This is a genomic window from Flavobacterium tegetincola DSM 22377, from assembly GCF_000425485.1.
In the GTDB taxonomy this organism is placed as follows: domain Bacteria; phylum Bacteroidota; class Bacteroidia; order Flavobacteriales; family Flavobacteriaceae; genus Flavobacterium; species Flavobacterium tegetincola.
Window position 1 is genome coordinate 1 of sequence record NZ_KE384385.1, and the last position, 22,428, is coordinate 22,428.

Here is a 22,428-nt window from a genome sequence, read left to right on the forward strand (position 1 = left end):
GTTCAAAATATGATATGGTAAGTTTTAATATTACAATTAGTAAGTAAAATGGCTTATCGTTAAGTCAAATCTAATTTAGATGATATTTTAAATTAACTTCCTTAATTTAATAATGTAAATATTCAAGGAAAACATAATTTGGTTAGGATGAATTTCAAAAATTAAAGTGTAAAGTAATCTAACATGTTCAAATTTTAACTCTCAAAAGCAATATAAACTTTAAAGATTTACTATATTTACGATATAAGAATTGAAATTATTTTGTATCGATGCAAAATCGAGACCCTATAAGATTTATAAATGTAGAAAGTAGTGTTTACGCTCCTTAATTAGGGTAGTTCGAATCCCTTCCTCTCTGCAAAATTAAAAGCTTCTAATTATTTAGAAGCTTTTTTCATTTTCAGAGGATTCTAAACTTGCAATCAAAAGTTCCTTAACTTGTGTCAAAGCGTCGTCCTTCGCTTCGGCAAAAGAAATTCCGTATTTCCTGTTGATGCTTTTCAATGAATCAGGAAATGAATGTAATAAAGTATCGTAATACTTATCCAAAACATCTTGACTTGGCATTTCAAAATTAATGCGCAATTGAAACCTTCGCAGCAAAGCTTTGTCAATCATTTCCACGTGATTCGTCGCGCAAATCATTATCGCATTTTTTGGATAATAATCAATCAATTGGATAATTGAATTGACCAATCGTCGCATTTCACCCACATCTTTGTCGTCGGTCTCGCGTTCTTTACCAATTTGATCAAATTCATCCAAAAACAAAACGGCCTTCTCGCGAGCTGCTTTATCAAAAACTTGTTTGACATTTTGAGCCGTTTCGCCAATTCGAGAGCAAACTACATTGCTTAAATTCAGAATTACCAAAGGCTTTCCCAACGCTTTTGCAATTGCTTTTGCCGTTGTTGTTTTCCCACATCCTGAACTTCCAAAAAGTAGAATCTTGTTGTTGATGGGTAAGTTGTATTTAGAAAGTTCTTCTGCATATTTGTATTCTTTCAGAAGTGTCTGAATACTTTTTTCGTTTTGCGCGTCTAAAACGATGTCTTTTAAATCAACGTCTTGCTTATCGGTGATGACTAAATCAAATAATTGCATGAGAAAATAGGTAGTTGTTTCTGGATGCAAAAATAGCTATAATTAAACGTATATTTCTGATTCGAGCATTAACTTGAAAGCAAAAAAAAACTCCTGAAGTATCAGGAGTTTAAGTCATTTATCATTAATGTGCTTTCAACTTTTCAAAAGTCGTAGTCAGCAATTTCTTCATTTTATCGGTTGCACCACTTACTGCTTTTTCAACAGTGTCTGCGTGGTTGGTTACCGCAATTGGATTTTTGCCTGCTAAACGGACTTCTATCATGCATCTTTTATCGTCTAAACTGAATTTATCACTATTTTCATCACCTACATGAACCTCAACTCTCGTGATTTTATCTTCAAATCTTTTGAAGCTTTCGGTAATTTCTTCCGAAAAGTGATTTTGCATTCTTTCGTGTCCTTCAATTGTTTTGTCTGTGTTGAACTGTATTTGCATAATGTCTTTTTTTTTAATTATTGATACTCAAATTTAAACAACTCAATTTACAAAAGCCATTGAATTAGTATAATTTTGTGACATCAAAACGCCCTTATTTTACTGCAACGCTAAAAACTATTGAACCAATCTCTGCCATTAGCGATAACTTTAATATCTTTGTCTAGTGCTTTTCAAACATCATCATTTCAGAATACATGCGATATATTTTCCTACTGCTCACTTGCCTTATTTTGACTCCTTGTTTTGCGCAAGAAGATTTTCGTGAAACCACTATTGACAGCACTTTTTTTACAAAAGCAGATTCACTGTACCGCGAAGATCAGTTTTATTTTGGTGTAACGTATAACGTGCTTACCAATTTGCCATCCGGCATTCGGCAGAAAGGATTTTCGTCGGGATTGTCAGCTGGTTTTTTACGCGATATGCCTATCAATAAAAAACGGACTTTTGCCATTGCAGCTGGAGCCGGATTATCATACGCCAATTACCAACAAAATCTAGTCATTACTGAAAGCACAAGCGGCACTGATTACCAAATTTTAAATAGTGCAGACTTGACAAAGGGAAAATTTGAGCAATTTTTTGTGGATGTTCCAATTGAATTTAGATGGAGAAACGCAACGCCAACATCCTACAAATTCTGGCGCATTCACGCTGGTTTTAAATTACAATACTCGATTTACGACAGAAGCAGGTATGAAACTGATGACCTGAGCTCAACCGTAAAAAACAATAGTGACTTCAATAAATTACAATACGGTCCTTACATTGTAGTTGGTTTTAATACATGGAATTTCCAAGCGTATTATGGCGCGAACTCGATTTTTAAAGATGTGGATGTGAATAGTGAAGCAGTAAAAATGAAGTCGCTTCAAGTAGGCTTGATGTTTTACATTTTATAACCAAAAATAAAGCAGTCCAATTTGCGGAATACTTCCAATCAATCCGCCTAGAATAAGTTCTGTAGGCGTATGTGCTTTCATGACCAATCGAGAAGAAGCCACCAAACCGTTACATACGAGTAATGGAACAATTACCCACAACATTCGTACATTATAATGCAAGCTAATTCCGATGACAAAGACGGTCAGAGAAGCAATAGCTAGTTGATGCAAACTCACTTTGAATTTGGTAAACAAAAACACAAAGGCCCAAAATGTACTGATCAAACTGGACAGAAAGAAGAAGTATAAAATGGGAAAATAATCGATAGTAATGCTTTTTCGAATCAAAATTAAAAGCAAAATAGCGTGAAACAACAACGGCAACCTGCGTTGATTTTTATGCGCCAACATGATGGAATCCACACGTCCCATGGAAAGCAAGAGGTAGTAAATTGTTACAGGAATAAAAATGGTAATAATCACAATCTGGATGATTACCATGTACACCTGTTGGTAATCGTACGTATGTTTTCCAAAGAAAAAAAACAGCAATACTGCATAAACCGAAATGAATAGCGGGTGAAAGATATAGGAAAATGGCAACAGAATTTTTTTCAACATACGTTCTGAATTACATTTTCTTTCGCATTCGCGCTACAGGAATGTCCAGTTGTTCACGGTATTTGGCAATGGTTCTTCGGGCAATTGGGTAGCCTTTTTCTTTTAAAAGTTCGGCAAGTTGATCATCTGGCAACGGTTTTTTCTTATCCTCGGCTTCAATGATGTTTTGCAAAATTTTCTTGATTTCCAAAGTTGACACGTCTTCTCCTTGATCGTTTTTCATCGCTTCAGAGAAAAATTCTTTGATCAATTTGGTTCCGTAAGGTGTTTCCACATACTTACTATTCGCTACTCGGGAAACTGTGGAAATATCCAAACCAACCAAATCGGCAATGTCTTTTAGAATCATCGGTCGCAACATGGTTTCATCGCCTTCCAAGAAATAATCTTCTTGATAATGCATAATTGCATTCATGGTTACATAAAGTGTTTCCTGACGCTGTCTGATTGCATCAATAAACCATTTTGCCGAATCCAATTTTTGCTTAATAAATTGTACCGCATCTTTCTGCGAATTTGATTTATCGCGCGAATCTTTATACGTCTGCATCATTTCCTGATAATCTTTGGAAACGTGCAAAGAAGGTGCATTTCTGCCGTTCAAACTCAATTCTAATTCGCCATCTACAATCCGGATGGTAAAATCAGGCACTACATTTTCGGTAATTTTACTGTTTCCAGCAAACGAACCTCCCGGTTTTGGATTCAGTTTTTCAATTTCATGAACCGCTTTTTTTAGCAGTTCATTCGTGCAATCGTATTTTTGTAAAAGTTTATCGTAATGTTTTTTGGTAAAAGCATCAAACTGATTTTCGATAATATCCGTCGCTAAATCAACAGATTCTGTAGGCGTTTTATGTTTTAATTGCAGCAATAAACATTCCTGTAAATCGCGAGCGCCAACTCCTGAAGGTTCCAATTGATGGATGATGTGCAGAATTTTTTCCACAGCAGCTTCATCAGTGTAAATCGCTTGCGTAAACGCCATGTCGTCTACAATATCAGGAATACTTCGGCGGATGTAACCCATATCATCAATACTTCCCACTAGGAATTCAGCAATCTGACGTTCATTATCATTCAATATGAAAGTATTGAGTTGATTGATCAAATCTTGGTGAAAACTCCAAGAAGCAGCTAACGGAGAATCCCTCTCGTCTTCTTCGCTGTAGTTGTTTACCTGCGTTTTATAATCTGGTGTTTCATCATCGCTCAAGTATTCATCGATGTTGATGTCTTCCGCTTCAATGCGTTCGTTTTCATCATTATCGTCATAATCATCGTCTTCAAATTCCAGTTCATCGTTTTCATATTCGTCTTCATCACCACCTTCCAAGGCAGGATTCTCGTTCATTTCTTCTTTCAAACGTTGTTCAAAAGCTTGCGTAGGCAATTGAATCAGCTTCATCAACTGAATTTGCTGAGGAGATAATTTCTGAGATAATTTTAAATTTAAAAACTGCTTAAGCATTTGAGAAAATTATGAATTAGGATTTATGAATTGTGATTTTAATTTAGTTTTCAAGTTACGAAATACTTCAATAACTTATAATTTTAATTAAATAATTTTAATTAAATAATTTTAACTTGAATAGATTCTATTTTAAAGTTTTGAACCATTAAGAAAAATAAGTTTCATTAAGATTTAACTTAATTTCCTTAGTGCCTTAATGGTTCAAAATAGTTTCAAGTTTAAACTTAATTTTTACTAGAACTCGGCATTCCCAGGAGTCCTAGGAAAAGGAATCACGTCTCTAATATTAGTCATACCCGTTACAAACAGCACCAATCTTTCAAAACCAAGACCAAAACCAGAGTGAACCGCACTACCAAATCTTCGTGTATCCAAGTACCAAGATAATTCTTCTTCGTCAATTCCCAAGGCCTTCATTTTCTCAATCAAAACATCATAACGTTCCTCTCTCTGACTTCCACCCACGATTTCTCCAATTCCAGGAAACAAAATATCCATCGCACGAACCGTTTTACCGTCTTCGTTCAATCGCATGTAAAAAGCTTTGATATTCGCTGGATAATCAAACAAAATTACCGGACATTTAAAGTGTTTTTCCACCAAGAAACGCTCGTGTTCCGATTGCAAATCAGCACCCCATTCGTTAATGATATAATTGAATTTCTTCTTCTTATTAGGTGTCGAATTTCTCAAAATATCAATCGCTTCCGTATAAGAAACCCGTTTAAAATTGTTTTCCAAAACAAAATTCAACTTGTCCATCAAAGCCAACTCGCTTCGTTCAGCCGCTGGTTTTGATTTCTCTTCGTCTAGCAATCGACCTTCTAAAAACTTCAAATCATCGGCACATTTCTCCATCGTGTACTTGATCACGTATTGAATGAAATCTTCCGCCAAATCCATGTTGTCGTCCAAATTATTAAACGCAACCTCCGGCTCAATCATCCAAAACTCCGCCAAGTGACGAGAGGTATTGGAATTTTCTGCTCTAAAAGTTGGCCCAAAAGTATACACCTGACCCAAAGCCATCGCATACGTTTCCGCCTCCAATTGACCTGAAACCGTCAAGTTTGTTTCCTTTTCAAAGAAATCTTCCTTGTAATTTACCTTTCCTTCTTCCGTTCTAGGCGTGTTGTCAAAAGGCAAAGCAGTTACTTTAAACATTTCACCAGCACCTTCTGCATCACTTCCCGTAATAATTGGCGTGTTCACATAAACAAACCCTTTTTCCTGAAAATAACTATGAACCGCAAACGACAATACTGAGCGAACCCGCATAATCGCTCCAAAAGCATTCGTTCTCACCCGTAAATGAGCATTTTCACGCAAGAAATCCAAACTTGGTTTGTTCTTCGGCTGTATCGGGAATTTCTCCGCATCACAATCACCCAAAATTTCAAGCTTCGAAACCTGAATTTCAAATTTCTGTCCAGCACCTTTACTCTCCACCAATTCACCCGTAACCGAAACCGCCGCTCCAGTCGTAATACGTTTCAACGTGTCTTCCGGTGTATTTTCAAAATCCACCACACACTGAATATTTTGTAACGTCGAACCGTCGTTTAACGCAATAAATTGATTATTTCTAAAAGTTCTCACCCATCCTTTTGCATTTACTTCGTGAAGCGTCTTCGTGCTTTCCAGCAAGTCTTTAACTTTTGTATGTTTCATTTTTAAGTCTAAATAAGTGTTTACATAAAAAAGATTCCGAAAGTCTCGAAATCCGATACAAATATAATTGTTTTCTTTTTATAAGTCGTGGTTAATCCCATCTTCCCTTTCTGTTTTTGGAGCTTCATCCAGCTATACGCTCCAATCTTTTGTATTTATAGCCCATGGTTTAAACCACGGGCTATAAATATAAAAGGATTTCACTGCTATCTGGGCTATGGGATTTGGGATTTCATGGAAATTTTGCAAAAATATAATTCACGATTTCTGCAGGTGTGATTACTACCGCAATGCTTTCGGTCATAACTATTCAAATTTTTTAAAACGTAAATTTGCACAAGCAGGACGCTAATTATGAGCAATGAAAAGTTAAATTATCTAATAAAAGTTCATCAGCAACTATTCTAATAATGACCTAAAGCAGAAATCACCACGACCAACTCTTCAGGCTCTTCAAAGATTTCATAAATCAGTCGGTCTTTCTTATTAAGGCGTCTGCTCCATAATCCAGAAAGACTGTGTTTCAATAATTCAGGATTACCGATTCCGGTAGTTGGATGATCAGATAGCTCGATCATGATTTTTTGCAATTTCTTAATGCAAGACTTATCACCAGATCTATAAATCTTAAATACATCTTCTTGAGCAGAATTTTCTATTTTAATCCTAAACTTCCCCATAAGTCTTCTGGATTAATAAGCGTCGTATTTCCATTTTTAGCACTTGCTCGACGTTCCAAAACCATTTTCACAAATTCAGGATCATAGGTTTTTTCTGCTTTTTTCTTTACCTCATACGGAATATCAAAAGCTTTTAAAATTTCTATTAGTGCCTTTTTTTTCTTCGGTTCTGCATGAATGATAATAGTGTCCATAACTGTAGTGTTTACACAAAGATAAGGCTTTTTTCAAAACAATGAATAACTAGTATTTCTTGAATTGAGTTGCGTCAAATGCATTTTCACTGTCGGCATCAAAACTCTTGCGCAAGCGGAACTTAAAATTAATTTTCTTTTGATATTGCTATTGACGTTGATATTGAAATTCAATTTACCTAACTTTATACCGCCATTGACAATACCAGTTTTTACCACGAGATGTACTGGCATAAAATAAAATTCCCATGAACGAACTCTCAAAAGAATCCAGCCCTTACCTACTCCAACACGCCGAAAATCCTGTTCACTGGAAAGCTTGGAATGAAAATACAATTAAAAAAGCTTCTCATAAAAACCAACTCATAATAGTAAGTATCGGTTATTCTGCTTGCCATTGGTGCCACGTGATGGAACACGAAACCTTTGAAAATGAAAATGCCGCAAAAACCATGAATGCGCATTTCACCTCAATAAAAGTCGACCGTGAGGAACGTCCCGATATTGACGCCGTTTACATGAAAGCCGTGCAAATTATGACACAAAGAGGCGGTTGGCCACTCAACGTAGTTTGCCTTCCAGACGGCAGACCAATTTGGGGCGGAACGTATTTTAAAATTGAGGAGTGGATCGATACTTTGGAACAATTGCAAAAATTATATACCACAAAGCCCGAAAAATTATTGGAGTATGCGGATAAATTACAAGAAGCCATCGTGTCATTACAGCATTTGCCTGTAGAAAAAACGGAAACGCCGACATCAATTATATTAGAAGAACTAATTGCCAAATGGACTAAAAGTTTTGACGTTGAGTTTGGAGGAATGGCACGTGCACCAAAATTTATGATGCCAAATAATTACGATTTTTTAATGCGCTACGGATTTCAAAACAACGACCAAGACGTATTGAACTTTGTAGATTTGACGCTTACAAAAATGGCTTATGGCGGTTTATTTGACACGATTGAAGGAGGGTTTTCACGGTATTCTGTAGATATAAAATGGCATGTTCCGCATTTTGAAAAGATGTTGTACGATAATGGACAACTACTTTCTCTGTATGCAAAAGCCTTTAAAAGAACAAAGAATCCATTGTATCAACAAGTAATTGAGAAAACCGTTTCTTTTTTACAAACCAATTTGGACAACAATGAAGGTGGATTTTATTCGGCTTTGGATGCCGATAGTTTGAATGAAAATAACGTATTAGAAGAAGGCGCATTTTATGTTTGGAAAAAAAGCGAATTGCAAACCTTAATAACAGACGATTTTAAACTGTTTGCTACAGTTTTCAACATCAATCAATTCGGACATTGGGAACACGGAAATTACGTTTTAATTCAAAGCGAATCTTTGGACGAAATCGCCAAATCCTTTCAAATTACGGCTTCTGAATTGCATCAGAAGAAAAAGTTATGGGAACAGTTATTATTCGCCGAAAGGCAGAAAAGAAATCCACCACGATTGGATGATAAATGCTTGACTTCATGGAATGCGTTGACTTTAACCGGATTTGTAGAAAGTTATAAAGCCTTACAAAATCCGTTATACTTGGATTTAGCACTAAAAAACGGACATTTTATTGCTGAAAAATTATGGTCGGCCGATGGAAATTTATTTAGAAGTTACAAGAATGGTAAAGCAACTATCAACGGTTTCCTAGAAGACTATGCGTGTGTGATTCAAAGTTTTATTGCTTTATTTGAAGTCACCTTCGATGAAAAATGGTTACGCGATGCCAAACAATTGATGGATTACAGTTTGGAGCATTTCTTTGAACCAGAGCAAAAATTATTTAACTACATGTCTGATTTGGACTCGGACTTGATTGCGAAACATTATGATATTGAAGACAATGTTATCCCAGCCTCAAACTCAATGATGGCAAAGAATCTTCTTATTTTATCCGTACATTTTTCAAATTCATTTTACGAAAAAACAGCACAGGAAATGTTAGACAAAGTGCTTCCAAATATAGATTATCCATCAGCCTTTTCTAACTGGCTTGACCTTACATTAGACTTTTCAAATTCAAAAGAATTGGCAATTGTTGGCCCAAAAGCAGGAGAGGAATTACAAAAATTCAATGCACACTATTATCCCAATGTCTTTATTTCTGGAAGTTCAAAAAACAGCAATCTACCGTTTCTAACAAATCGGTATCAGGAACATCAAACACTGTTTTATTTATGTGAAAACAGAACGTGTCAAGCACCGACTGCTCATTTTGAAGAAGTCTTGAAATCTATACTTTAACTTCATTTTAAAGCAAATTGCTACTGATTTTAAGTAGTTTTGTAGAAAATTTATTCAAAAAACATAAAATAAGCCTTTTTAATGATTCCATTTTTAGCCGTTAATTTCACACCCGAAGACATTCAACGTTATACCGAACAGTTTATCACGTCTATTGTACATTATATTCCAAGTTTAATTTCAGCATTTCTACTGCTATTTGTAGGACTTTACCTTGTACGTTTAATCAACCGATTTGTTCGACGTATCATGTTAAAAAGAGAATATGATCCATCTTTAAGCAAATTTATGGCAGATATATTGCTTTGGATTATGCGAATAATGTTGTTTGTAGCGGTCATCGATCAATTGGGAATAGGCACCTCTTCTTTTGTGGCCATTTTAGGAGCAATGGGTTTAGCAGTTGGATTATCTCTTCAAGGATCGCTTTCCAATTTTGCTGGAGGAATGCTTATTATTATGTTTAAACCTTTCAAAATAGGCGATTTCATTGAAGCACAAGGCGTTTCGGGAACGGTGACCGAGATTCAAATCTTTATAACAAAATTAACCACAACCAACAACCAAGTTATTTTTGTTCCAAATGGCGCTTTGTCTAACGGAAACATTACCAATTATTCTGAAGCCGGAACACGACGTGCCAATATTACATTTACCGTTTCCTATGACGCCGATTTAAAACGCGTAAAAGAAATTTTACATTCGATATTAGAGAAAGATTCTCGCATTTTAAAAGAACCAAAGCCAGGAGTGGTTGTCACTGGATTAGTGGATAATGGTGTAACAATGGCCGTTAGACCATGGGCGACTAACGCAGATTACTGGGATATGTATTCAGATGTTTTGCAGGATATGAAAAAACAACTTGATGATGATGGTCTGGAAATTCAACCATTTGTTAAAGAAGCAAGTATAAATAAAATTTCAAAAACGAAGTAAAAACTGTGCGTTTATTATAATTGAACCACAACGTTTGCAAAAGCATTTCAATAAGGATAAGGCGAGAATTATTTTAATTCCGCAATTCGACTTAAGTATATAGATGTAAAAAATCCCATTTTGAAAATTCAAAATGGGATTTTTTTATGCTTCAATTAATTTATCCTTTTAACCTAATTGCTTTTAGCGGTTTCTTATCTAAACCTCTTTTTCTTAACAATGGTGCAATGCTTGGTTCTGCACCTCTAAAACGTTTGTATAAAATCATTGGATCTTCAGTTCCTCCTTTTTCCAAAATGTTTTCGCGAAACGATTTTGCCATTTCTGGATTGAACAATGTTGTAGTTTTAAACGCTTCAAAAGCATCGGTATCCAAAACACCCGACCAAATGTAACTGTAATATCCAGACGAATATCCACCAGAAAAAATATGTTGGAAATACGTACTTCTGTAACGTGGGATTATAGCGTCAATCAACCCAATCCTTTGCATTGCATTTTTCTCAAATGTTTCAGCATCTGTGGTAATTGCGGCAGTTTGAGAATGATAATCCATATCTAATAAAGATGCAGCTAGATATTCCACAGTAGCAAATCCTTGGTCAAAAGTACCCGCTTTTTGTAATTTTTCAATCAAAGCGTCTGGAATCGTTTCTCCTGTTTTGTAATGCTTGGCATACATTTTCAATACTTCAGGTTCAGCAGCCCAGTTTTCCATTACTTGCGAAGGCAACTCCACAAAATCTCTTGGAACACTTGTTCCTGCTAGACTTTGGTACGTTACATTGGATAATAATCCGTGCAAAGCGTGACCAAATTCGTGGAAATAAGTCGTAACCTCATCAAAAGTCAAAAGAGCTGGAGCGTCTGCCGTAGGTTTTGTAAAATTACAAACGATAGAAATAACTGGTGCTTGACGAACGCCATTCTCGGTTTTTTGTGCTCTGTAAGATGTCATCCAAGCACCACCTCGTTTTGAAGCTCGTGGGTGAAAATCCATGTACAAAATACCAACATGCGTTCCATTTGCTTCTGTAACTTCCCAAGCCGTAACATCTTCGTGATAAACGGGAACATTATCAAGCTGTTTAAATTTCAATCCATATAAATTTTCAGTCACCTGAAATACACCTTTTCTCACGTTATCAATACTAAAATATGGTTTCAATTCTTGCTCGTCCAAATCAAAACGTTGCTTTCTGATTTTTTCAGTATAATACCTCCAGTCGTACGGTTGCACTTTATCGGTGATGCCATCTTTCTTCATCATTAATTGAATGTCGGCTGCTTCCGTTTTTGCAATTTCTAATGCAGGTTTCCACAAGTCATTCAATAATTTATTGACATTAACAGCATTTTTAGCCATTGATTCTTCTAAAACAAAAGCCGAATGCGATCCGTAACCCAAAAGTCTTGCTTTTTCGCCACGGAGGTTTGCAAGTTGTACTGCATTACTTTTGTTGTCTAAATCATCGTCGTGATTGGCTCTCGTCTGATACGCATTCCAAATTTCCTGACGCAATTTTCTATTTGAACTGTATTGCAAAAACGGCATTACACTTGAATTAGAAAGCGTAAAAATCCATTTTCCAGTCTTTCCTTTAGCTTTTGCATCAGAAGCAGCCGCCTCTACCAACTGAGTTGGCAATCCTGCCAATTCTTTTTTGTCGGAAATAACCAACTCGTATTTATTGGTTTCAGCCAAAATATTCTGACCGTATTTCAAAGCAGTCAAAGAAAGTTGGGCATTTATTTTTCTTAATTTATCTTTGTCTGTTGCTGATAAGTTTGCGCCACTTCGCACAAAAGATTTGTGACGGTTTTCTAGTATTTTTGCTTGTTCTAAATTCAAGTTCAAACTTTCTCGCTTGTTCCAAATCGCTTGTACTCGTGCAAATAATTTTTCATTCAACGAAATATTATCGCCGTGAGCGGACATTTCTGGAGCAACTTCCTTTGCAATCGTCTGAATTTCCTCATTGGTATTGGCCGAATTATAATTTCCAAAAACACGGTTTATTTCAGAAAGTAATTCCCCGGCATTTTCCATTGCCAAAATCGTGTTGTCAAAAGTAGGTGCCGCTGGATTATTGGCAATCGCATTGATTTCCGCTTGATGGCGCTTGATACCTTCCAAAATAGCTGGTTTAAAATGTTCGGTTTTGATTTTGTCAAAAGCAGGTACATTAAAAGGTGTGTTGTAACTTTGATAAAATGGATTCATTGTTTGCTTTTTTTCTTGAGCTTCTATGGTAAATAGATTTCCAATAGTCAGCAAGATTAAGAATGGTTTGATTTTCATTTCTGTTGGTTTTTAGGATCCGTAAATTTAGCAGAAATAATAGAGGCAATTCACTATCAAAAGTTAAAGTGAAGGTAAAAAATAAGTTTCTGTATCGTGATGTTGAATTTCTACATTAAATATTTGGCAACAAAGCATAAAAAAACCCTTAATTACAGAATAATTAAGGGTTTTGTGCGGATAATAGGAGTACAACTCTGTAATGTTATTAATCGTAAATTAATTGTTTAAACTCTTATAAACAAGTATTTGAAAATATAAACCTAGCAATTAATTAAATGAAATTCCACTAAATTAACTTTAATTAACCAATTTTGGGGGTATAATTGGGGGTATAATAAAAATGAATTCTTATCTTTGATAAAAAGATATTATGGCGTCAATTACCTACAGGTTAAAGAAAGGAGTTTCAGAATGGAAATCTATATATGTTAGATTCAAACAAGGAAGTAAATTTGACCTAGAAGTATCAACAGGTTTAGAATGCCCAAAAGACAGATGGAGCATTGCCAAGAAAGAAGTACTGTCAACTATTGAATTAAACTACAAAGATGTCAATAGAAAGCTTTCTGACTTTAAGACATATCTCAAAATAGAATACGAAAACACCAAAACAAACAACAAAACAGCCGTTATCAATAATCAATGGCTAAAATTCAAGGTCGATTTATTTTTCAAACCTCAAGATATTGCAATTGAAGAAAAGCAAAAGCTATTTTTTACTAATTTTATTGACAGTTTTATTGAGGAAGCTAAAAATAAAAAAAACAGAGATGGAAATTTAATTAAACCTAGAACAATTCAACACTATAATACGACATTAAATAAATTAAAGAATTTTGAAAATCATTATAATGTTAGTTTAAAACTAAATGAGATTGACTTGGAGTTTCATAAAAAATTTATCGAATATTTAGAAACGGTTGAAAGATTAAATAATAATACAATCGGAGGTTACATAGATGTTATTAAAATGATTTGCAATGATGCAAAAAATAAAGGTTTAACCACTTCTTATGAACTTAACACAAATCAATTCTACAGTCCAAAAAACAAAACAAATGACATTTACTTAAAAGAAGAAGAAATTAATACTATTTTTAACCATAAGTTTGACGCCGACTATTTAGAGAATGCATCTGACTGGTTTATTATCGGATTAAGAACAGGGCTTAGAATTTCAGACTTTTTAAAACTCGATAAAAAAAATATTGAAGATGGATATATATATAAAACTACGCTGAAGACTGACTTTCCCGTAATTATTCCGATACATAATCAAGTTGCTAAAATTTTAGCAAAAAGAAACGGTTTATTTCCTAGGAAAATTAGCGACCAGAAGTTTAATGACTACATAAAAATTATAGCTGAAAAGGCAGGCATTACAGAGAATGTTGAAGGTGCTAAAATTGATGAAGTAGAATTCATTGAGAATGGAAAAAAGAAGAAAATTCATAGAAAGAAAACTGGAATATACCCTAAATATGAATTGGTTAGTAGTCATATTTGTAGAAGAAGTTTTGCTACAAATCTTTATGGCAAATTAGACACTTTAACAATTATGAAAATTACAGGTCATAGCACAGAGAAGCAATTTTTATCTTATATAAAAGTTACTTCAAAGGAGTATGCAGAAAATTTGAAAGCATTATGGGAAAAGCAAGAATTTAATATAGGAAATTCCAAATAATATTATGAAAGAGTTTTGGCTTAAATCGAACGTCAAGGAATATATGATTAAAGATTTATACGATGTTGACGAAATCGTAAGAAGGTTTGGAGCATGTCCTAATGATGAAGATTATAAAATAGTAAGAAGTTATTATTTCTGGGAATGGGAAGGAAATGAAAATTGGAATGTAATACAAACAACAAAAGACGACTACGACAAAAATATTGAAAATGAAGACATACAATATCGCACAGAATTAAATTACAACGAGTTTGCTGATGTTTTTTGGTTTAGTGAATTTGAAGATACAATATGCGGGAAAGTTGAAATATTCAGCAGGTATGACTTCATTGATGCAGTTAACGAAACTTTTTATACTTTACACTTTGAAGGACAAGCAAAATATTTTTTAAAAGAAGTCATTGAGGGCTTGGAAAGCTTGAGTAGACAGATTGCAAGATTTTCAAATTTTAAAAAAGAAATCCAAGGTTTTGAAGCTAATAAAATTCAGCAATTTGTATTAAAAACCTTTTACGATAGTTACAAAGACTGTATTAGCGATATTATAAATGAATACGAATTTATATGTCCTGAAATAACGAACTATATTAATAATTACAGTCCGACAATTAAAAAAAATCCAAAAATTGAATACAAAACGATATGGCAGAAATTAGGAATTCTAATTGCTATCGGTTCAATAGAATTTGAGCAGAAGAAAAATTTTGGATTTGAGATAAAGTACAAAAATATACTTTTTGAAAGTGGCAATGCATTAGCCAGAGAGTTAAGTGAAGAATGGGAAATCAAACAAGAGAGCTTAAAATCATATATAAATGATACTTTAAATGCCAATATGAATCTCAACAGAAAGAACATATTCAATTCTCTAAAAAAAGCAGAGTTTCTAATTACTCACTGTCGAGAAAATAATATAGAGCCTTCGAAATTTTTAATTAAAAAACTAGAAGAATTAAAAAATAAAGGAATTTAATAAGTAGTACTTTTTATGTACGGTACTACTCAAAAGTACCAAAACTGAAATTATAAGTTTGCCAAAGAAAATGACAACAAATTAACTTAAAACATTTTCGCAAATTTATTATGATTGAAAACAAAGCCAGTATGTTAGTTACTTTAGATGTAGCCGACTTACAAAATCTTATCAAAGATGCAATTAGAAACGAATTAGAAAACTTAAAAAATCTAATTCAGATTAATCCAAAAGATTCAGAAAACGAATCAAATTTACTGACTAGGGAAGAAACAGCAAAACTTTTAAAAGTTTCCTTCACTTCGCTTTTCCATTGGGCAAATAAAAACATTCTCAAACCAAAAAAATTGGGGAGACGAGTTTATTATCTTAAGAGTGAAGTTTACGATAAACTGAATGCAGTAGCATAATTTATTAAGGTTTAAATAACCTATTTCAACAAAATTTATTAAAAATTAAATAGCGGTGTTTAATCATATTGCCAACATTGCTATTTTCAAAAACAAAAAAAAATGATAGACTTTATCAAGACAAATATTACAGACGCATTACGATTTGAAAATAACATTAGAAATAACCAAATTGTAGATTTAAAGACATTTATAGACACTTCCACAGGAGAAATGCAAGATTATCCAAAGTACGGGAAATACTTCAACCTAGACGTTAAAATCAATCCGTTCTATTCTAAATTATCAGGAAGTTTACATAAACTTGAAAACATGATTTTTTTAGATGAAAATCAAAATTATAACGATTTTACATATCATCAACTATCATCACTTATTCCAGCTTTGGAAGAAACTTTTGACTTAAATGACAACAATTCATTAAGTTATTTAGAATTAGGACTAAATATTGATATAGGTTTTGACCCTAAAATTTTAATTGACAATAATCTTTTAATGTATGATTTAAAGAATCACAATAAAGATTTGAAGTTTAAAGGAAATGGAGACTTTAAAGAATTTTCAAAAACTGACTCTTCTTTGAAGATTTACAATAAATCAAAACAGTACAGAAAAGAATTTCACTTGAATAAGAACCTTTTAAGAATAGAACTAAAACTAAAATCTAAAAGAAAAATTCAGTCGTTAGGTATTTACTCAATAAATGATTTATTAGACAAAAATAAATTACATAAAGTTTTTGAATTCCTTCACAAAGAATTCCTAAAGCTAACTTTGATTGATAATTTAGAAAATATTTCAGTTTCTCCCGCAGATTTAGAGAAGTTGAACAAATACACAAATCCTAATTTTTGGCAAAGAATAAGAGAAAACAAGTCCTATAAAATTCAAACACGGTTAAAAAAAGATTTTGATTTACTTTTAAGAAAGTACAACTTAACCACATTAAAAGCTGATGTAGAATTCAAATTAATACATAAATTTTGGGAATTAATAAATCAAGATGAATTAGATTTGTTTGAACCTATTTCAGCTTAATGGGATAGAATGTAAGATATTATAGTAATGACATTAATTACCTACCCGCTTTTTTTAAGGCGGGTTTATTTATAGTTTGTCGTAACATAAAGCCAATGGTAGTCAGAATACAATTGCGAGTAAAATGAAATAATATTGGATGTTCCGATAATTTCTACAGAAACTTTATTTAATAATGGATTTTGGTAATTTCTATACGTAGTTGACTCAATATATTTTTCAAAGTCAGTATCTTTAATCATTCCATAAAATACCTCTCGTTTAATAATTCTATTTTGCTCTAACCTTAATTCCTCCTCACATAAATTAATTCTTTTCTCATTTAGTTCAATTGTAAGATATTCCAAAGTAGATTCTTTTGAATTTAAATCTGTTAGATTTTTTACTTCCTCTTTTAGCTCGTCAATCTCTTGACTTAGCATTTCAATTGATTCATCGCTTTCAGACAATAAACTATCTTTATCATTGTTAAGCTTAAGCAAATAACCGATTATCGAAAACAACAGAGCCATAATTATAACAAGTGGACGTTTTCTCATAAAAATTGTTTACATAACTAAATTATTAGTTGATTTTAAATTTATTCAATTCACTATTTTAAAGATTATAAATAAATTTATTCGTAGGCTCTCCATAATTTTCTGGGTCATAAATAATTATTTTCTTGAAATCAGGCGAAATAAAAACTTTACCTATATCAGAATTAAACTGATAACTATTTAAATTACTATCAAAATATAGAAATTGAATTGGTCTTCCAACAAATTCGCTGTGGTAACTTCTTTTGAATCCTAAATAATCACCACCATATATAAATTCCGTTTTTGATACATCGGTCTTATGCAAAACCCACTTTCCACTTACATATTTAAACTCTTCAACACTTTTAACATGATGCCTTCCAATAAATTTCTGTAAAGCTGGCACAGAATTCTTTTCAGCTAAAAGTTGTTTCTGATTTTGCAGTTCTTTTATTTCTTTTTGTATTTCGTCTTTAGCGATATATTCTGCACCTTTATTTAACCAATCAATTACATTATTGGTAGTGGACATCGACGAATAGTCGTAACCGTTATTTTTCGCTACATCGTCATAATCTCTATGATATCGTATGAACATGTTCATCCATAATTTAGAAGATTTGTCACTATTTTTCTCTTCATTATATTCTTTAATAGATGACGCAATGTAATCTTGGAAATATTTATACGCTGAAGAAGCAGTTTCTTTTATCCGCTTGTAATTAGCATCATATTTTGTTTGGCGAGATTTTAAAACACTTCTCGCAAGTTCAATATTTCCTAATTCAGGTGGAACATATTTATTGCTATTATTCAAATCATAATATTCCCACTGTTTTTTTACACTGTTATACTTCTTATAGCCTTTCATATTACCGTACGAATCAAAATATTCATACCTGTTATTTAGATTATTCCATTTTTCAGTTACTGATTGTGAAAAAGAATTGGTAGTGAATAGTAAAAAAAGTAGATAGTAAATCTTCATCTTGTCTTATTTAGGTTTTCTATTGATTTAAAGCTGATTTTATAGTTTTAAATATACGCATTACAAATACCATAATTTTTAAGCATATCGTCTTGTATATCAAACATAAAAGCAATTCTACTATAACAAACAAATTTATTCATTGGAGCATCTTCTCCCGTATGTAAATATGTCCAATTATAAACCTTTACTTTTTTGCCAATACTACAGAAAATACAGTTAGAATCCCTAACATTTATCTCCCGAAGTTCCGTTCCCTTAAAAACTGATTTCCAAACTGTCATTGCTTCAATAATAGAATTAAAAACATCCTGAAAATCCCCAACGAAAGACAAATCATATTTCAAGAATAAGCTTCTAAAATTCGACGCATCCATAGTTTTACAAGCTATTTCATGGTCTTTTATGAATGCTTCGGTTTCCGTGATAGATAACTGTTTGTTTTTGCTCTTAAGTATAAGTGTTTCGGTCATCCTTTTATAATTATTGTTAATATTTACAGTATATGATTTCCAAGATTAAAAATATTGATTTAATTACAAAATCGGTTTTTCATTCCACATGCATCGGCACTTCCTAAATCACATGCCTTTTTGACGTAATAACAAAAATTAATCATATCCTTCTGTTTACCATACATAATAGCACATTTTGACATAGCATCACCGTGTTTAGGATTTAATTGAATTGCTTTAAGATAATCTTTTTTAGCGTCCTCAATTAATCCTTTTTTCTCATATACATTTCCTCTTATATAATATGCATCTGCATTTTGGGAGTTAATATTTATCGCCTGATTTATTTTTGTTAGTGAACCATTAGCATCATTATTCATCAGTAACTTTATAGCATCATCTTTTAAATTCGTGAATTCTGACTTTTGAGAATAAAGACTGAAGGAAAAGAATAACAGTAAAATAATTAGTTTTGATTTCATTGTACAGTTTTTATTGTAAAGTTATGTAATACAATTCTATAACAATTACGGTAAACCGTAATCCATATTATTTGTTTACCAAATATTATAAAAAATAACTGAAAGACACAAATTTGTGTCGGTCTATTTTAATGTAAATGAAGACTTTTATTTCGTGGTAGACAATAATGACGAAATAGAATTAATAAAATCAATCGGCGAAAAGATAAAGGCGAGGAGATTAGAAATGAATCTATCTCAAGAAATCTTATCATTTGATGCAAATATACCTCGCAATCAAATTGGTAGAATTGAACGCGGAGAAATTAACACATCCATATTGACACTACATAAAATTTGTAAAGCATTAAATATCGAAATTAAAGAGATATTGTAATTTGTAAGACTTTCAACCACCACTACCCTAAATGTGATTTTGTCTACTATCTAAAATATTTTCTCGTTATTATTATTAAGATAAAAACTTCACTCTAATAAGGTCATTTTTAAATTTTCTTAATTGTAGTATTGCTAAAAACAAAATATACTGACCTCACACTTTAGACCATACCCCAACAGCAATCAAAAATTAACAGTTTATACCCTACCACCGCTAATTTGTTAAAAATATTTTTCAAACTTATTGAAGTTTAAGTATGTTAACTTTCATTAATTGACGTTTACATAATAGAAAAGGGGGTAGAATTGGGGGTAGAATAAAAATAAAAAAACCTTAAAATGTTTATTTACAACACTTTAAGGCTTAATGATTGTGCGGATAATAGGGCTCGAACCTACACGCCTTGCGGCACCAGATCCTAAGTCTGGCATGTCTACCAATTTCACCATATCCGCGAAATTCGTGAGTGCAAATATATACATATCTATTAAATTAGCAACACCTAAAACTAAAAAAAAATATTTTTTTTTACGCACAATTTAATTCAACACTAAAAACCGTTGAAAATCAGCAGTACTAGGTCAAATTCACTGCCGAAGAAATGCTAAATAAATGGGAAATTGGAATTTCAATTTGTATATTTGACGTTACAAAAATTACAACACCCTATGAACGACATTAAAAAATACGTACAAGAAAACAAACAACGGTTCATTGACGAATTGATTGAATTACTTAAAATACCTTCTGTAAGTGCCGATTCTGCCTACTCGCAAGATGTAGTAGATACTGCAGATGCTGTGAAAATGCGACTTGAAGAAGCTGGTTGCGACTTGGTTGAAATTTGCGAAACGCCCGGTTATCCGATCGTTTATGCAGAAAAAATGATTGATCCCAACTTACCTACAGTTTTGGTTTACGGACATTATGACGTTCAACCACCGGATCCAATTGAATTGTGGACTTCACCTCCGTTTGAACCTGTAATTAAAAAAACAGATATCCATCCAGAAGGTGCCATTTTTGCCCGTGGCGCTTGCGACGATAAAGGCCAAATGTACATGCACGTCAAAGCAATGGAGTTTATGGTTAAAACCAACAACCTTCCGTGCAACGTAAAATTCATGATTGAAGGTGAAGAAGAAGTTGGTTCCACAAGTTTGAGTTGGTTTGTAGAACGCAATCAAGAAAAATTAAAAAATGATGTGATTTTAATTTCCGATACGGGAATGATTTCCAACACACAACCTTCTGTAACTACAGGTTTGCGTGGTTTGAGTTACGTGGAAGTAGAAGTAACAGGTCCCAATCGCGATTTACATTCCGGATTATACGGAGGCGCTGTAGCCAATCCAATCAACATTTTAGCTAAAATGATTGCGTCACTTCACGATGAAAACAACCGCATTACCATTCCTGGTTTCTATGATAAAGTAGAAGATTTATCAGATGATGAACGTGCAGCAATGGCAAAAGCACCTTTCTCATTGGAAGCGTACAAAAAATCATTAAACCTAAACGATGTTTACGGTGAAAAAGGATACACTACAAACGAGCGAAATTCCATTCGTCCTACTTTAGATGTAAATGGAATTTGGGGTGGCTATCAAGGTGAAGGTGCCAAAACGGTTATCGCAAGTCAGGCTTTCGCCAAAATTTCTATGCGTTTGGTACCCAATCAAGAATGGCATGAAATTACCGAATTATTTACCAAACATTTTGAAAGTATCGCTCCAAGTGGCGTAACCGTTAAGGTAAAACCACATCACGGAGGACAAGGTTACGTAACACCAATAGACAGCATTGGCTATCAAGCGGCAGATAAAGCGTATACTGAAAGTTTCGGCATCAAGCCAATTCCGGTTCGTTCAGGAGGAAGTATTCCCATTGTAGCATTGTTTGAAAAAGAATTGAAATCAAAAACTATTTTAATGGGATTTGGTTTAGATTCAGACGCCATTCACTCGCCAAATGAGCATTTTGGAATTTTCAATTACCTAAAAGGTATCGAAACTATTCCGTTGTTTTACAAACATTTTGTGGAACTTTCAAAATAAATACATCTAAATTGAATTGATATCATCCGCTTCTTCTGTATAGAAAAAGCGGATTTTTTTTACTATAATATTTTGGGCGTTCCCTACGGTCGCGTCTTACGCTTTATCGTTTGTAAAGCTAACGCATTACAAAAGGATACCACTCCAACCGCTAACGCAAACTTGTTTTCAAGCCTCGACCTCCATTTTTTCATAAAAATCAATTTCTTATAAAATAGCGTTGCATAAATCAGATAAAAGAAAATCTAATTACTGTGCTTTAAAAAATAGTATATTTGAGAAATTATCAGATAAACCATTTCCAATCAACTACTAAACCCACGTTATTATGCATTTAAAAAGCCCATTAATGCTATTTCCGACCCTCTCATTTTTATTATTTAGTGGCACAACTTTTTCTCAAGCTACTACCCAAAAAGAGGCTAAGACAATAGAAAAAAAAGCAGTAGAAAAACAAGTCATTACAAGCAAACCTTATTATGACTCTGAAAATGTGCCAGTGATGACCGTCGAGCAAAAAGTGAACCTTGAAGTAGATCCAAATCATATTTATACCGTACCCGAAATTCCAGCAGCATATCCGGGCGGTTCGCAAGCCTTTACAAAATTTATTTTCTCAAAGTATAAATCGCCAACAGAGGAACAAATCAACGCAAAAGCTTTTGCTTCATTCGTTATTGAAAAAGACGGAACACTTTCTGACATAAAAGTCTTGAGAGATCCTGGTTTTGGCATAGGAACAGAAATTATAAAAATAATTAAAACAAGTCCGAAGTGGAAACCTGCTGTAAATAACGGAAAAGTAGTACGATCCCAATATACGTTTCCAATTTCATTTCAAACGAACTAATCAGTTGAAACTG

General features: G+C 33.3%; 22 protein-coding genes and 1 tRNA gene. 10 read left to right on the top strand and 13 right to left on the bottom strand.

Annotation, left to right across the window (positions count from 1 at the left end; translation table 11 throughout):
* Positions 1-381: 381 nt before the first annotated feature.
* Positions 382-1,104 carry an AAA family ATPase gene (locus H602_RS0113230; RefSeq protein WP_026978428.1) on the bottom strand — a complete coding sequence of 241 codons (723 nt, stop codon included), beginning with the start codon at positions 1,102-1,104 and terminating at the stop codon, positions 382-384.
* A gap of 124 nt (positions 1,105-1,228) precedes the next feature.
* Positions 1,229-1,543: an HPF/RaiA family ribosome-associated protein gene (locus tag H602_RS0113235; protein WP_026978429.1), complete on the bottom strand. Its 315-nt coding sequence runs from the start codon at positions 1,541-1,543 to the stop codon at positions 1,229-1,231.
* Positions 1,544-1,740: 197 nt separating this feature from the next.
* Between H602_RS0113235 and H602_RS0113240 the strand changes: the two genes are divergently transcribed.
* Complete coding sequence (locus H602_RS0113240) at positions 1,741-2,448, top strand: porin family protein (protein WP_026978430.1); 708 nt, start codon at positions 1,741-1,743, stop codon at positions 2,446-2,448.
* Here the strand turns inward: H602_RS0113240 and H602_RS0113245 are convergent.
* From H602_RS0113245 to H602_RS0113265, 5 genes are all read right to left on the bottom strand, one after another.
* The gene (locus H602_RS0113245) at positions 2,443-3,051 is read right to left on the bottom strand and encodes a hypothetical protein (RefSeq protein ID WP_051224517.1); all 609 of its coding nucleotides are present in this window, start codon (positions 3,049-3,051) and stop codon (positions 2,443-2,445) included. The genes H602_RS0113240 and H602_RS0113245 overlap by 6 nt on opposite strands.
* Before the next feature lie 10 nt (positions 3,052-3,061).
* Positions 3,062-4,522 carry an RNA polymerase factor sigma-54 gene (rpoN, locus tag H602_RS0113250; protein WP_026978432.1) on the bottom strand — a complete coding sequence of 487 codons (1,461 nt, stop codon included), beginning with the start codon at positions 4,520-4,522 and terminating at the stop codon, positions 3,062-3,064.
* Between the two features lie 237 nt (positions 4,523-4,759).
* Entirely contained in the window at positions 4,760-6,196 is a 1,437-nt protein-coding gene (gene asnS / locus H602_RS0113255) for an asparagine--tRNA ligase (RefSeq protein WP_026978433.1), read from the bottom strand.
* A gap of 404 nt (positions 6,197-6,600) precedes the next feature.
* Complete coding sequence (locus tag H602_RS0113260) at positions 6,601-6,876, bottom strand: Txe/YoeB family addiction module toxin (RefSeq protein ID WP_026978434.1); 276 nt, start codon at positions 6,874-6,876, stop codon at positions 6,601-6,603.
* A complete protein-coding gene (locus tag H602_RS0113265; protein ID WP_026978435.1) occupies positions 6,852-7,070 on the bottom strand; it encodes a DUF2683 family protein in 219 nt (72 codons plus the stop codon). The genes H602_RS0113260 and H602_RS0113265 overlap by 25 nt, the downstream gene beginning before the upstream one ends.
* Positions 7,071-7,318: 248 nt before the next feature.
* Here H602_RS0113265 and H602_RS0113275 point away from each other — a divergent pair, with 248 nt between their 5' ends.
* Entirely contained in the window at positions 7,319-9,328 is a 2,010-nt protein-coding gene (locus H602_RS0113275) for a thioredoxin domain-containing protein (protein WP_026978437.1), read from the top strand.
* 81 nt (positions 9,329-9,409) lie between these two features.
* Positions 9,410-10,267: a mechanosensitive ion channel family protein gene (locus tag H602_RS18880; RefSeq protein WP_051224520.1), complete on the top strand. Its 858-nt coding sequence runs from the start codon at positions 9,410-9,412 to the stop codon at positions 10,265-10,267.
* Positions 10,268-10,427: 160 nt separating this feature from the next.
* Here the strand turns inward: H602_RS18880 and H602_RS0113285 are convergent, their stop codons facing one another.
* Complete coding sequence (locus H602_RS0113285; RefSeq protein WP_035759647.1) at positions 10,428-12,569, bottom strand: M3 family metallopeptidase; 2,142 nt, start codon at positions 12,567-12,569, stop codon at positions 10,428-10,430.
* Between the two features lie 373 nt (positions 12,570-12,942).
* On the opposite strand from H602_RS0113285, the gene H602_RS0113290 reads away from it, so the two are divergent.
* The 4 genes from H602_RS0113290 to H602_RS0113305 all read left to right on the top strand — a co-directional run bounded on the left by H602_RS0113290 (position 12,943) and on the right by H602_RS0113305 (position 16,683).
* Positions 12,943-14,259, top strand: a complete 1,317-nt coding sequence (locus H602_RS0113290; protein ID WP_026978439.1) for a tyrosine-type recombinase/integrase — start codon at positions 12,943-12,945, stop codon at positions 14,257-14,259.
* A gap of 4 nt (positions 14,260-14,263) precedes the next feature.
* Positions 14,264-15,235: a hypothetical protein gene (locus tag H602_RS0113295; RefSeq protein ID WP_157505063.1), complete on the top strand. Its 972-nt coding sequence runs from the start codon at positions 14,264-14,266 to the stop codon at positions 15,233-15,235.
* 110 nt (positions 15,236-15,345) lie between these two features.
* Positions 15,346-15,645, top strand: coding sequence for a helix-turn-helix domain-containing protein (locus H602_RS18885; RefSeq protein WP_051224523.1), 300 nt, complete (start codon positions 15,346-15,348; stop codon positions 15,643-15,645).
* A gap of 102 nt (positions 15,646-15,747) precedes the next feature.
* Positions 15,748-16,683 (top strand): hypothetical protein, encoded by a 936-nt coding sequence (locus H602_RS0113305; protein WP_026978441.1) that lies wholly within the window; start codon positions 15,748-15,750, stop codon positions 16,681-16,683.
* A 65-nt stretch (positions 16,684-16,748) separates the two neighbouring features.
* On the opposite strand, the gene H602_RS0113310 is transcribed toward H602_RS0113305, so the two are convergent.
* The 4 genes from H602_RS0113310 to H602_RS0113325 are packed head-to-tail and all read right to left on the bottom strand — an operon-like array spanning position 16,749 to position 19,129.
* The gene (locus H602_RS0113310; RefSeq protein WP_157505066.1) at positions 16,749-17,222 is read right to left on the bottom strand and encodes a hypothetical protein; all 474 of its coding nucleotides are present in this window, start codon (positions 17,220-17,222) and stop codon (positions 16,749-16,751) included.
* A gap of 58 nt (positions 17,223-17,280) precedes the next feature.
* A complete protein-coding gene (locus tag H602_RS0113315; protein ID WP_026978443.1) occupies positions 17,281-18,192 on the bottom strand; it encodes a hypothetical protein in 912 nt (303 codons plus the stop codon).
* Between the two features lie 47 nt (positions 18,193-18,239).
* Entirely contained in the window at positions 18,240-18,665 is a 426-nt protein-coding gene (locus H602_RS0113320; protein ID WP_026978444.1) for a hypothetical protein, read from the bottom strand.
* A 59-nt stretch (positions 18,666-18,724) separates the two neighbouring features.
* Positions 18,725-19,129, bottom strand: coding sequence for a tetratricopeptide repeat protein (locus H602_RS0113325; RefSeq protein WP_026978445.1), 405 nt, complete (start codon positions 19,127-19,129; stop codon positions 18,725-18,727).
* A 154-nt stretch (positions 19,130-19,283) separates the two neighbouring features.
* Between H602_RS0113325 and H602_RS0113330 the strand changes: the two genes are divergently transcribed.
* On the top strand, positions 19,284-19,505 hold the full coding sequence (locus H602_RS0113330; protein WP_026978446.1) for a helix-turn-helix domain-containing protein: 222 nt from the start codon (positions 19,284-19,286) through the stop codon (positions 19,503-19,505).
* Positions 19,506-19,881: 376 nt separating this feature from the next.
* Here H602_RS0113330 and H602_RS0113335 read toward each other — a convergent pair.
* Positions 19,882-19,963: transfer RNA gene (locus H602_RS0113335), tRNA-Leu, on the bottom strand.
* Between the two features lie 213 nt (positions 19,964-20,176).
* Between H602_RS0113335 and H602_RS0113340 the strand changes: the two genes are divergently transcribed.
* Positions 20,177-21,565 carry a dipeptidase gene (locus tag H602_RS0113340; RefSeq protein WP_026978447.1) on the top strand — a complete coding sequence of 463 codons (1,389 nt, stop codon included), beginning with the start codon at positions 20,177-20,179 and terminating at the stop codon, positions 21,563-21,565.
* A gap of 328 nt (positions 21,566-21,893) precedes the next feature.
* On the top strand, positions 21,894-22,415 hold the full coding sequence (locus H602_RS18890; RefSeq protein ID WP_084404258.1) for an energy transducer TonB: 522 nt from the start codon (positions 21,894-21,896) through the stop codon (positions 22,413-22,415).
* The last annotated feature ends 13 nt before the right edge of the window (positions 22,416-22,428 follow it).